The following is a 12,657-nucleotide window of genomic DNA, read 5'->3' as shown; positions in this document are numbered from 1 at the left end:
CCCAACAAGTCAAAGTTCACACACTCCTGAAGACATCTGCATCTTGCGCTATCTTTGGAGTAAAGAACGACACCTATGAGTATTACTATGCTTCATCTTCGTACATATGATGACTTTATGGATAAAAGTATCTCATGTACATAATTTACGTGTAAATTACATATTCAGGATAACATATTTATATATTCAATTCAATACCTATATTGAATAAATATATTATTTCATATTAAACATCATAAAAATAATATCCATGCAAAATTAGCACAGGATGCCAGAAGAGTATATGGCAAGATAAGGCGGTCACATATCAGTATCTGAATCTGATATGTGACCGCCTTGAGTAATTGTGAATTGCTAAATGACACTTGCCAATTGTTTTATGTGGTGACCAGACCCTGCTCAAGGGCCTTGCTCAAAGCTTCTGTCCGGCCTGACACACCTAATTTTTGATAGATATTGGCCAGGTGAAAGTTGACGGTGCGCTCACTGACATAGAGGCGAGCAGCAATTTCTTTATTGCGCAAGCCACGGGCCAGGAGGCGTAGCACCTCTAATTCACGAGTGGTCAAAGTATCATAGCGATTATTGCCACGTCCCTGGCGGCCAAAGCGCGAAAGTAAGCGACCAGCCAGTTGAGGCTGAACCAACATCTCCCCGCGCGCCACCGTCCGCACAGCCTGTGCCAACTCATCGGGAGCAATATCCTTCAGCACATAGCCATCCGCCCCTGCCCGCAACGTCTCGTACAGATACTCCTCACGATCCTGGGTCGCCAGCAGAAGGACACGGGTATCGAGATTCAACTGCTTAATCTGCCGTAAAGCCTCCAGACTCTGTCCATTGGGCAACTGAGTATCCATCAACACAACCTGAGGGCCCAACTCCAACGTCTCACTCACAGCCTGCACACCATCTATAGCCTCACCCACCACAGACAAACCAGGATAAGCCTCCAGCAAACGATGCAAACCTGCCCGCGTCACCGCCAATCCATCTACAATCAAAACAGTAACCTGTTCAGACAGCGCAGCAGACTCACTGACCAATGTAGGTTCAGAAAGCGCTACAGAGAGACCAGGAAGCGACTGAGAGCCCTCTGAGAGAACTATGTGTGATTGATAGGGGAGACTAACGCGCACCCTTACACCACGCTCTTCTAGCAGCGTAACCTCCAGGGTTCCTCCCCCATATTCAAGCCGTGAACGTAAAACGCGCAATACCGGAGTCCAGAGCCCATCGCCAGCAGGGGCAAGAAAACTAAAAGGCGGTGCGGCAACCATAAGCTGATCATTGACTGTGTCAGCGGAAGTATTATGTCCTGAGAGGAGACCATCATCCTCTAAACTTATCTGTACATCTTCTTGCCGATAATTAAAGGCAAAACGCAAACGCCGAGTACCACTATGCTGTGCAACCTGGTACAGAGCCTCACGCACAACCAGATAGAGTAAGCGCTCCGCCTCGACAGAGAGCTTTTGATCGACTAGACGATTCTGCTCATCTCCACCCGAAAACGAAATACGGCTCGCCAACGCTAAACGCTCTGCCGTCTCTTCAACAGCTTGAGAGAGAGCCTCGGTCAACGCGACACCATCCAATTCAGGGATTGGCACATCTTCAAGCGAGGACCGCACGATATTCAGAGCTTCGCCGGCCAATGCTTCCAGGTCAGCCATTCCGGAACGGACAGCATTCAGGTCTGGCGGAGGCTCTTGTGGATCATCAGTTTGCATCAGCAATTGCAGAGCGTGCAGCTCGATCAACAAGGTACTCAATGTATGTATTAATTGTTCATGAGGATAGGTACTCATGATGAAACCTCTCTTTGTACTCGCCATCCACATCGCAGTAAAAATAACAGAAATTTTCAAGAAAATTTCTGTTGCAGCTATTGTCATAGCTACTACATATTCATAAACTGTATAAAAAGCAATTATATTTCCAGCCAGGGCTTTTTCATGTTCCTCTTTGGCGCCTGCGGCGCCGGGTTGGGAGTGTGTGAGATGGGCGGCCGCGGCCGCCCATCTCACACACTCCACACTTGAAAGAATGGGCCTCGTATCGCTTGCTCGTGATCTCCATGTTTGCAGGTGGTGGGAAGCGGCTGCGGCCGCCCATCTCACACACTCCACGCCTGAAAGAATAGACATCATATCGCTTGCTCGTGATCTCTGGACGAACATGAAAGAGCCCTGATTCCCAGGAGTTCAGGATTGTCTCGCTGTAGGTGGTGCACTATAATGATGGTGTCTTAGCTGCTCGATAAAAAGGATTAAGAAGATGCAAATCAGTGAACCGGCCGAATATGTGATTCTAGGGCTCCTCAACACGCGTTCTATGCACGGATACGAAATGTTTCAGTTAATTGAAGGTGGGACACTGGGACAGATTATCCATCTCGAAATGAGTCAGATGTATGCTTTTTTGAAGAAACTTGAAAGACTCCATTATATTGAAGCAGAAATTGAGCCACAGGGCACACGACCACCACGTAAGATTTTTCAGCTCACCCCCATAGGACATGATATCTTTCTCCAATGGGTTATTCAACCTGTAGAAAAGCCACGCGATATCCGTATACTTTTCTTGATTAAACTATATTTTGTACAACGTCTACAGCCAGCACAATTACAGCCACTATTACAACAACAAATTGAAGCTTGCCAAAACTTCCTGCAACATTTACAAGCTAAACAACAGACGACAACCCTGCAGCCTGTCGATGCAGCATTTTTCGACCAGGTGGTTCTGAGTAGCCGTATCTACCAGACCCATTCACTACTGGAATGGCTCCAGGAACTATTAGAAAACATTACCCACTCCAACCAACATCTCTCAACATACTAAAGGCTCAGACATAGATTGATATATAAATTATGTGGATGATTGTGCCGTATCAGTGCCGTTTGTGGAGACCAGTGCAAGACAGTAACGAGGGTTATAGACCTTATCACAACTGCTGCAAGAAACGGCTTGTGAATAGCGCCGCGTGCGAGGATACTGTTTACCACAGCCCGGACATTGGTAGACATAGCGGATCGGACGACGCGCGCGGCGAACACGTTCCCGGCTCAAGCTCTCTTCATGCAACAGGGCACGCAAATCCTCAACTGGATAGCCAGTAATTGCCGCCTCATCAATTGCAATCGAATCATAGCCATGATGGCGATGACGGCGTGGATTTCCCTGCACACGATCCGCCAGATGGATCAATTCATGGGCAATCGTCACCTCTATCGATTTAGCCTGCATAGCCGGCTCAATAAAAATCAAATGGCGATGCAACAAAACATCGGCAGGAGCCGAAGCACGCTGGCGCGCTGAAAGAGCAGGTACAGGAATATAACAATAACACCCAAGAGCCATCGTATTTAAGCGCTTCCCAGTCCAACGCATATACTCCTGCCGATCCTGGGTAAGAGCTAACACATTCAATTCAGCCTGAGAAAGCTGCAACTTATCCCAATAATGCTTCAGCCAATGCTCCAGCACCGCCAGGTCGCCATGGATAACAGGTGCCTCCTGAACAGGAGGAGGGGCAGGAAAAAGAGTGCGGGAACGAGAAGGTCGACGCGTAGTAGCCATGAAGGGCTTATTCACTCCTAATCAGATATAAAATAGTATTTTTTGTGTGGTGCAAAAAGTGCACTGTACGCATTTTCTATGCCACACAAGAAAAAAAGCTCAGGCGCGCCAGAGCCCGTAAGCGCAAGAGCGGCACGCTTCCCATGATGACGGGAGACAGACACATTCTAAGCGAATAATAGGCTCTCAATAGCAGTAGAAATTAGATATCCAGCTAAAGAAGAGTTGTACTACCAGTATATCAAGCAATAAACGTGAATGCAAGTACATGGAAAATATAATTAAACTTTTAAAAATTCCTCTTTATTGTAATCATATGGCTTGACACCTCTACTCATCAGGGGTAAGATGAGGATTAGATTTTTACACAAACCTCCCGTACCCGCAAGGAGGGGCTCATATGTCATCTCAGATCTGTATAAAAACAGACAAATCGTTGCAACAACTTGCCACAGAGATACGCGACCTCTTATCGCTGCCCCCATTTACGCTCGATTCTTTTGCCGAAGAGCCCTATTGCCAATTTGATATGCTTGGCATGTTGGTGCTGATTCGTCAAACGGCAGAAGAAGACCGTGATCCAGAAGTCAAAGATTATCCATATAGCTTTGATATACAGATGTCATTCACAGAACACGAGCTTGACACTGACACAATGGAATACAATCTCCAGTCATATTATGCCCAGTTACTGGCTTTTCGTCTTGGAATCGAAACATCCTGCTACGAAAAGAAGAAAATAGGTCAGCACTGGCAGATTCGCTACTGCTACTACAGTAAGAATCCAAAGTGGAATGAAAATCTACTTTTTGGAGAGCCTGGTTGGGCTCCGGCGGTTTCCAGCAGCAACCCGAGTCCCTGGCGTTCAATCCATACTATATTTTAAACATTTATTAACTGCTAAAGCTTCTGCGAGCCCAATAGGGCTAGTATGGCAGTATATGGTAGCAGAAAGCACATCGATGTGCTATGCTTGCCATAAAGCACTTCTCCTGGATAGATAGTGATGCTATGAAAGTTTCATGTTTAGATCGTCAATCAAGGACTTCTCAGGTATTGCTAAAGACATAGAAGCAGAAGAATAAATGGAAAACGAACGACAGCCGCCTTCGTTACCCCCTCGAGAATCGACTGGTCAGCAAAAAACCACTGCCAGATTGCAAGATTCCCAAAAGTTACAAACAACAAAAAAGATAACCCACTCGCTTTACGAATATGCACCAACCCAGCCACAGCCACCAGATTCAGCGCATGCTTCAGATGCACAGACACGCCGGACACAAACCACAATGCCACCCAATTACCAGGCAGCGATCGAAGATATGGGTACCTCACTGGGATATGGCCAGGGTATGGAATACCAATATTCCGATGTCCCCCAGCCCTCACAGCTCATGTTATCGCAGTTGCGAATGGCCAATCTCCAACAAAAGCGCTACCAGCAAACGCGTCATCAATTACAAAGCAAACACGATATTACCCATTCATTCAAGAAGCCCCAGGTAACCCGAACAACAACTCCCCTCTACTCACTAATGCCTCCCCAGGAAATAGTCCCTGCAGAAGAAGTCATCGATGAGGATCTGTTACAGACAGACGCCAAACAAGATACGGGAGTAATGAAAAAGATAAAAGTCGGCCAGGCCACTTTTATCCTTAGTGGATCATTTATTGCCAGTCGTGTCCTGGGGCTTGTCAAGACCAGCCTGACCGCATATATTCTGGGGCAACCATTTTCTCGGATGCATTCTACCAGGCTTTTACTATTCCCGATACCATTTTCAACATTGTGGCTGGAGGAGCGCTGAGCTCAGCCTTTATTCCGATATTTACGCGCTACATCAGCAAAGACAAAGATGAAAAGTCAGCCTGGCATATCGCCAACGCCTCCCTGACCCTGGCAACCCTGATAATGGTCATCTTAGCCCTGCTGGCCGCCATCTTCGCCGACAAAATCGTCCCGCTATATAATCCACCAACTACAGCTGAACGAGCCGCCACCATACCAATTATCGTCACCCTGGTACGCATCATGCTCTTACAATCCATCATTCTAGGAGCAGGCTCAATTACCAACGCAGTGCTCAACGCACGTCAAAACTTCTTTCTACCAGCTATCGGCACCGTACTATATAACGCAGGATCAATTATCGGGCTCATACCAGGGCTCATACTTAAAATAACCGGGCATGGCGATCCCCAGTTCGCCGTCTACTCGGCCAGCGTAGGCATCATTCTAGGAGCCTTGATACAGGTAGGAATCCAAATACCAGGTTTACCCAGAGTGGGCATGCATTTCAAACCATCCCTTGACTGGCGGCATCCAGCCGTCATCCAGATTGGGCGCCAGATGCTTCCCAGGATTTTTAACGCAACCATGCTATCTTCATCAGTCTTTGTAGATAGCTTTCTAATTGGACGCCTGGGCCTTGCCACAACCGATAATGACCTCATCAATGGACTCAAAACAGAATCCATCCAGGCCATGCAACTGATGCAATTACCACTGGGAGTCTTTGGCATGGCCCTGGCAACCGCCACATTTCCAACCCTGGCAGAATATGTCACGCGCGGAAAAATGGAGAATGTGAGGGGCTTAATTCTAGAAACCCTGCGTGGCATCCTCTTCTTATCGATTCCATCCTGTCTGGGGTTGATACTCCTGGGTTTACCAATAGTACAAGCGCTGCTAGCCCATGGTAGCTATATCATCGATAAAGCGGGGCATTTTACACTGGAGAAGGCCAATGCCACAGTACTGGCCTTAAATATGTTTGCGCTCGGCCTGCCAGCTTTCGCGACAATTGAGATTCTGACACGCTCATTTTATGCGATGAGGGACAGCAAAACGCCGGTAATTATCAGCGTAGGACAATTTATCCTAAAAATTGCCTTGAGCCTGATTCTGATCACCCCATTCACTGCCATAGGGGGTGTATTCTGGGGAATGAGCTCATTAGCTCTCTCGACAACCATAGCCAGCATCCTTGAAGCGGTCGCACTCTTCATTTTGTTAAATAACAGGGTTGAAGGGCTCACCGAACGTTCATTGGGCATCTTTGCACTGCGCGTCCTGGCCGCTACGGCGGGCATGAGTATCGCGGTCTTCGTCTGCAGAGCATTGCTGGATGTAGCCTTAAATACGACCGATACAAATCGTTTTATTTTTACTGGCGCCCCTGAGATTGGTATATCTATCCTCAAATTAGGGGTTGAGCTCCTGATTGGGACGATTGTTTATCTACGCTTAGCGCGCCTGTTTGGGATTGAAGAGTTGGGGCCGATACGGCGTTTGCTAGATCGCTTTAAGTTATCCTGGCTTTTATAAAAGGGGGGGGGTTGTTCCCTTGCTTACGTGCGCATGCGCGCCCGACCTGGTTATGAATGGGATGTGTGGGGAAATGGGCGGCGCCCATTTCCCCACACATCCCATTCATAACCCTTAAGACATGATGCAGAAAACGTGCAATGCTTATTTCCCCGCACATCCCATTCATAATTTAAGGTATGGTACAGAAAACTTGCGATGCACGTTTTCTGTACCATACCTTAAAAAAAATCGGGCGCGCATGCGCACGTATTAAGATAGGAGCTTACTTCTTATTTAAGGGTAATTTGATGGCGGCGACAGCAACAGTAGCGCCGTCATCGTCATCATCATCATCATCGAATACATCGGGAACCGGAGTAAAGGGCACGCTATCCTCGCCAGTAAGGATCTGGGGGACAGCATCCAAAGCAACTATCGGTAGATTGCTCTCAACCACAAAACCATTATCCATATAGAGATGGTATGGAAACATGGCAGGATCAAAGGCACTGCTATGAGAGAACAGAATAATCTGCTCAAAGTGCTGACTTAGAATATCCAGTTACTACATCTACCAGGGCTTGAGCACGGCCACGATCAAAAGAGCTCAACGGCTCATCCAACAACACAAAGCCAGGAGCAGCATTCAAGTCACGCGGCAGCGTCGCAATCGCAAAGGCCAACCGTAAGGACAGAGAAAGCAGATCGGCAGCGCCACCAGAAAGGACAGAGGTAGGGACATAATCGCCCGCACCAGTATCCCAGACCTGAATCTGGAAAGGGCCACCACTGACAGTTCCCTCTTCTGGTTCAGTTGACAGATGCACATCATGATAGCGGCCACCAGTCAACAAGGGTAAAATCTGCTGCATATAATACTCAGTACGAGGCTGTACCTTACTTAGAAGTCGCTGTTCAGCCTCCCGCAATAAACGATGGCCATGTTTTTTGATCTGATAGGAACGTTCCTCTTGATCCATCTGTGAACGCATCAGCTCAAGATCCAGCGTCTCATCATTGGTATCCAACTTTTGAGCGAGCACCTGAACCTGCGCCAGCAAATCTTGTAGTTCCTGTTGCTGAGCATCTGACTCTTCCTCAAGACGCTGACGATCCTCAGTCGCATATTCACCAACCAGAGGCCAGCTAGCAACCAGGTCGGGGCGCTCATAGCTAGCAGATTGCGCGCAATCGTGGGCAGCCAACAGATTAGAGATAGAGGCCTGATCGCCACGGATCTCTTGCTGGCAAAGCTCAATCCTGGCATGAGAAGCACTCTCCTGATGCTGGAGGGACTCTAACTCATGCAAGATACCCTCTTCATTGGCCTCTAGCAATTCCTTCTGACAACGGTTACGAAGCGCGACCAGGGCCTCAGCAAACGGATTAAGAGGAACGATCCAGCTTCCCAGAGTATTACTAAACTTGGCCAGCTGCTTATAATGCTCTGACAGAGCTGCCTGACGCTGATGCAATAGATCTGTATAGTGAGAATGTTGCTCCTGGAGCATTATTTTATTGCCCAGGGTAATATGCAACTCTTCAAGTTGCCGGCGGGCAGCAGTCTCAGCACTGCCAACTTCAGCCTGGCCAAAGCGCACCCCTAAAGGCTTCACACGCTGACGCAAAGAATCTTTAAGAGACTGCAACGCACTACTTAGAGCGACCTGTTGCTCACGTGCCCGCTCGACCTGCATATCAGGAGTATTATTTTGATAGCGAGCAATACTCTCTTCCAGGACACGCTTACGCTCAAAGAGAGCATCCAATGCCCCTTGATTAGCTTTAGTCTGATTGGCCAGCTCGGCCACCATATCTAACTTGCCATCCAGAGAAGCAATCTCATGTTCTGTCGCCTTAATCGTACTATCGACCATGCTCTCAAGTTCAGGAACACCAGTTGTATCTTCCGGAGGGAACACGGGAGCCAGGGCGCCAGAAACAAAAGAAGGTTGAGAAGGTGGCACCGGACTAGCCTGAATGCGCGCATTGATGCTCGGCATCGGCAGGCTTTCCTGTCCGGCCAGAAGGGTTATCTCCTGATGCATCAACTCTACAGAGATCTGATCCTTGTGCAGATTTTCCTCAATGTTGTCCCACTGCTCGCTCTTGCGCAGCCCTTCCAGGCGGGTCCGTTCCTTGCGCAAAGCGGCAATGTCTTCCTGTTTAGAATCAGCCCGACGGCGTGCAGCATTGGCCTCATCGAGTTTCGCCTTCATCTTCTGCTGCGCATCACCCAGATCACCTTGATCGCGCGTACGATCCAGGAACAACTGAGCCTCTTCCAGCGTTGGAGGAACCGAACCACCAAGAGAGATAATTTCTTGCTCGACCTGACGCAATACATCCTGGTTACCAGCCATACGCATAGCGGCCTCACGGGCAGACACCATCATACTAACGCGGCTAATCGCTTCTTGCTCTTGAAGCTTAAAGGCATTTTCTTCCAGGTGATTTTTCTGATACTTGCGATAGCTCAGATAAGCAGGGACAATTAATAACACCAACACGATGAAAGCGATGACTGCTATGATAATATTGCTTGCCAGCATAAAAAGGGCCAGGCATAAACAAAAAAGAATACCCAGTACAGAACCACCCATCACAAGCATATGCTTATGAGCAGTATCGCGAGCAGCAAGTTTCTGGCTGGTCACGCTCTCCTGTTGTTGGCGAGCCTGATAGACATGTTGCTCAGCCTGTGTCAAACCCTGAGACAAACCTTTTAAGCGATGCCACTCCTCCACCTGACGCCTGATATTCAGCTGGCGCCAGGATTTCTGCAGCGCATCGGCCTGCTGCTGGATCTGCTGAGCTTCAGATTCCATCAACTCCTGCTCTTGCTCAGCATCATTGAGGTCCTGAATAACTTTTTGCAATTGCAATGCATTTTCCTCGGCCAACGAGCGGCCAGAAATGCGATGCACATAGCTGTCTTCCAGCTGTCGTAGATGGACCAGGCGTTCAGCCAGAAATTGCAACCGTTGCAAGCGATCCTCTAATTGAGGGCGTCGAGCACGCCGATGTTCCTCCATCTCTTGCAGATTCTTCTGCGTATCCGCCAGGCGCAAACGAGCCTGAGTGATCTGCTCATCGAGTGCGCGTAAACTTTGAAGTGTCTCCTGGTACTGCCGAGCTTCCTGCTCTAAATCTTTAATAGAATCCACAGCAGTCAGCAAATCATTAGACATACGCTGAAGGGTACCAAAGGAGCGCGTCAGTTCAGCCAGATCGCTCACCCGCTTCTCAATATGGGGTAACTCCTCCCGCTCACGGCGCTCCAGATCAGCGATACGCTGCTCAAGCAGAGGCAACTCACGGCGCGCTTCAGCGATATCTTCATAAGAAGCAATAATCTCAGAGAGGGTCGCATCAGCCTTTTTCAACTGCTGCACACGACTCTGGCGGCCCTTCAAATCCAGGCGTTGAGAGCGAATCTGTTCAAGAGATTGTTCTAAATCGCTAATATCCGACTCTTGTTGCTCGATATCCGCCAGATACTCATTGACCTGAACGGCATCGAGGGCCACCTCAAATTGTCCAAGTTGGGTCTGAATTTGAGGAATGCGTGCCTGCATCTCGGCCAGAGAGAGGCGCTCAGAACAAAGACCCAAGCGCTCTTCATCTTCTGGCTTCACCTGAAACTGCTCAGAAAGGGTCGTCACCGCATCCAGACCCAGTAAATGGCGTATCGTCGCCTCGCGAGCCGAGCCAGAAATGGATTCCAGAAGAGTCAAACCTTTTTGCTCAACCAGACCTGATTCGCGCAGTGTCTCACCATTCAAGTTACCCAGTTCAGAGATAATGCGCTCATTCACCGCGGCCAGATCTGTAACAGGAGGCTCATCAGGCATGCCCAGGTGTCGAACCAATAAAGATGCCGATTGCCCCTTAGCACGCTCAATCGTACGAGCGATTGTCAGTTCAGTTGCGCCAACTGAGAGAGTAAGAGTAACAACCGCGCTCGCGGCACCATAAAGAATCAAATCATCCAAAGACCGATGGCCGCGACGAGACGCCAGGGGCTCGCCATACAGCGCGAAATAAAAACTCTCAATGAGAGCAGACTTCCCAGCCTCGTTTGGGCCCTGAATTAAGATACTACCGCGTTGAGGGAAGTGCAGGTTCATAGAGCGCAAGAGCCTGAACCGTTCAATTGTTAAATGCTTTAGAATTATCATGGGTCTACTCCGTTCGCCAGTGCCAGACTGCTGGGCTCAAACTGGATACCATCGCAGCTACTGCCTACTTTTCAGCTCATCTATGGCCAACAATAATTCCTCTTTAGTGAAGTTTAAAGCCCTCTGTTCAGCCTCATCGGTGGAAGAAGCGATCCAATCATCAGCCAGAGAAGATAACTCTTCTTGTAACGAGAGACGTTCACCAGCCTCAAGAGAGACCGGAAGCTCTTCATTTGAAACCGAAAGGGCGCTATCATCGATAGCCAGGGCGAAACAATGCTCTTCACCATAGCGACGGATTTGATTGAGATCAAGCTGGTGATACGCACTGCGCGTCAACTCTCCATGCAGACGCAACAGAATCATCGCATCATCTTTACAGAGAGGACGCAGCCGCTCCAGCATGATATCGGTCGGCGAGCTTGTTGAATCCGCGGGCCAGAGTTCTTCGGTCGAGATAGCCAGGCTGTGCATAGAAAGGGCATCGACACTGATATGATTACACCAACGCACGCCATCAGCGGCGAGCCCCAGAAAAACAAACCCTGGAGCCTGATCAGGAGTGCTAAAATCAATGTACTGAGTTGCCCCAGCCACAATTACAGCGGTTTGCCCGATCTGCAACTGGCTATGATTGTGATGATAGCCCGCAAGAATATAAGAAAAAAAAGATTGTTTACGAATGCTATTCTGAGCGACAGCAGCACGTGTATCAAGGAGAGAAGATCCAACTGTCAGACCTTCAATAGGAGCATGCAGAACCAACAGAGGAATATCGGCCCGCTCAATCTCCAACTGAACTTGCAGATCGGCCATAGGATCGCCTACCTGGCCAGCAAGAACGCCAAGGCCACAAATACCCACAGTGGTTCCTCGTACATCCACCATAACAGGCTCAAGCTGTTGTGAAGCATTTTTATGCGTTGGGGATAGATACTGTAGAGCGCCCAGGCGAGCATAACTCATCTGAGGGGCTGGAGTTGTATCACCCAACAAAGACTGAGCAGAGGTAGGTGTATCATGCACGCCACCAAGCGCAAAGGCCTGAACGCCAGCCTGTTTTAGCTGAGCCAGACGCTCGGCCACAAAGCTGCGATCCCGCTCATCAGGCACTGTCGTATCAAAAAGATCGCCCGCTTGAATAAACAGATCAACGCCCTGGACAATAGCAAAATCCGTTGCCTGCTGAAACGCATGGCGCAGCCGCTGCTGGCGCTCCTCACGTTTACGAGGATGTTGCCCAAAGCCCGTATAACCCAGATGGTTATCAGCAGTCAACACCACCGTAATCACACCCTCACGCTGCTGTTGATTCTCAGGGTTCGAATCTGATGCCAGATCATGTTTCAAAATATCATCTCCCATCGGGACCACTTCCTTGTTGGCTGACTAGCGAAACCAAGCTACTCAAAATCAGACAAACGCCACCAGGCTTATCAAACATATCTAACCTGATTGGACATCAAAAGTCCGGTTGACCAGAAATAATTATCCAGAATCCAATGTTTTAGTTTCTAGTTTTACAGGCGATGCTGATTGATGTTAATGCTCTTTTCTCAAGGTGAGTCTATCACAAAAGCA

9 protein-coding genes are annotated in these 12,657 nt (G+C 48.6%); 4 read left to right on the top strand and 5 right to left on the bottom strand.

Annotation, left to right across the window (positions count from 1 at the left end; all coding sequences use genetic code 11):
* Window positions 1-377: 377 nt before the first annotated feature.
* Window positions 378-1,811, bottom strand: coding sequence for a helix-turn-helix transcriptional regulator (locus EL645_RS12155; RefSeq protein WP_161977329.1), 1,434 nt, complete (start codon window positions 1,809-1,811; stop codon window positions 378-380).
* Window positions 1,812-2,280: 469 nt separating this feature from the next.
* Between EL645_RS12155 and EL645_RS12150 the strand changes: the two genes are divergently transcribed.
* A complete protein-coding gene (locus tag EL645_RS12150) occupies window positions 2,281-2,847 on the top strand; it encodes a PadR family transcriptional regulator (RefSeq protein WP_126550330.1) in 567 nt (188 codons plus the stop codon).
* Window positions 2,848-2,874: 27 nt separating this feature from the next.
* Here the strand turns inward: EL645_RS12150 and EL645_RS12145 are convergent, their stop codons facing one another.
* Complete coding sequence (locus EL645_RS12145) at window positions 2,875-3,585, bottom strand: hypothetical protein (RefSeq protein WP_126550328.1); 711 nt, start codon at window positions 3,583-3,585, stop codon at window positions 2,875-2,877.
* A 400-nt stretch (window positions 3,586-3,985) separates the two neighbouring features.
* Between EL645_RS12145 and EL645_RS12140 the strand changes: the two genes are divergently transcribed.
* The 3 genes from EL645_RS12140 to murJ all read left to right on the top strand — a co-directional run bounded on the left by EL645_RS12140 (window position 3,986) and on the right by murJ (window position 6,913).
* Window positions 3,986-4,471: a hypothetical protein gene (locus EL645_RS12140; protein ID WP_126550326.1), complete on the top strand. Its 486-nt coding sequence runs from the start codon at window positions 3,986-3,988 to the stop codon at window positions 4,469-4,471.
* A 199-nt stretch (window positions 4,472-4,670) separates the two neighbouring features.
* Window positions 4,671-5,393 (top strand): hypothetical protein, encoded by a 723-nt coding sequence (locus EL645_RS42565; RefSeq protein WP_246035346.1) that lies wholly within the window; start codon window positions 4,671-4,673, stop codon window positions 5,391-5,393.
* On the top strand, window positions 5,300-6,913 hold the full coding sequence (gene murJ / locus EL645_RS12135; RefSeq protein WP_307720575.1) for a murein biosynthesis integral membrane protein MurJ: 1,614 nt from the start codon (window positions 5,300-5,302) through the stop codon (window positions 6,911-6,913). Before EL645_RS42565 ends, murJ begins: the two co-directional genes overlap by 94 nt.
* A 265-nt stretch (window positions 6,914-7,178) precedes the next feature.
* Here the strand turns inward: murJ and EL645_RS39260 are convergent, their stop codons facing one another.
* The 3 genes from EL645_RS39260 to EL645_RS12120 all read right to left on the bottom strand — a co-directional run bounded on the left by EL645_RS39260 (window position 7,179) and on the right by EL645_RS12120 (window position 12,441).
* The gene (locus EL645_RS39260) at window positions 7,179-7,352 is read right to left on the bottom strand and encodes a hypothetical protein (protein ID WP_161977328.1); all 174 of its coding nucleotides are present in this window, start codon (window positions 7,350-7,352) and stop codon (window positions 7,179-7,181) included.
* 79 nt (window positions 7,353-7,431) lie between these two features.
* A complete protein-coding gene (locus EL645_RS12125; RefSeq protein ID WP_126550320.1) occupies window positions 7,432-11,076 on the bottom strand; it encodes an AAA family ATPase in 3,645 nt (1,214 codons plus the stop codon).
* A gap of 57 nt (window positions 11,077-11,133) precedes the next feature.
* Complete coding sequence (locus tag EL645_RS12120) at window positions 11,134-12,441, bottom strand: metallophosphoesterase family protein (RefSeq protein ID WP_126550318.1); 1,308 nt, start codon at window positions 12,439-12,441, stop codon at window positions 11,134-11,136.
* Window positions 12,442-12,657: the final 216 nt, after the last annotated feature.

Source organism: Dictyobacter kobayashii (assembly GCF_003967555.1).
Taxonomy (GTDB): domain Bacteria; phylum Chloroflexota; class Ktedonobacteria; order Ktedonobacterales; family Ktedonobacteraceae; genus Dictyobacter; species Dictyobacter kobayashii.
Note: the sequence above shows the minus strand (reverse complement) of the source record. Positions and strands in the feature narration are given on the sequence as shown.

Excerpts from the sequence above, each read along its gene's own strand:
- EL645_RS12145 (WP_126550328.1), bottom strand. The coding sequence starts at position 3,585 with ATGGCTACTACGCGTCGACCTTCTCGTTCCCGCACTCTTTTTCCTGCC.
- EL645_RS12150 (WP_126550330.1), top strand. The coding sequence starts at position 2,281 with ATGCAAATCAGTGAACCGGCCGAATATGTGATTCTAGGGCTCCTCAAC.
- EL645_RS12140 (WP_126550326.1), top strand. The coding sequence starts at position 3,986 with ATGTCATCTCAGATCTGTATAAAAACAGACAAATCGTTGCAACAACTT.
- EL645_RS12125 (WP_126550320.1), bottom strand. The coding sequence starts at position 11,076 with ATGATAATTCTAAAGCATTTAACAATTGAACGGTTCAGGCTCTTGCGC.
- EL645_RS42565 (WP_246035346.1), top strand. The coding sequence starts at position 4,671 with ATGGAAAACGAACGACAGCCGCCTTCGTTACCCCCTCGAGAATCGACT.
- EL645_RS12155 (WP_161977329.1), bottom strand. The coding sequence starts at position 1,811 with ATGAGTACCTATCCTCATGAACAATTAATACATACATTGAGTACCTTG.
- EL645_RS12120 (WP_126550318.1), bottom strand. The coding sequence starts at position 12,441 with ATGGGAGATGATATTTTGAAACATGATCTGGCATCAGATTCGAACCCT.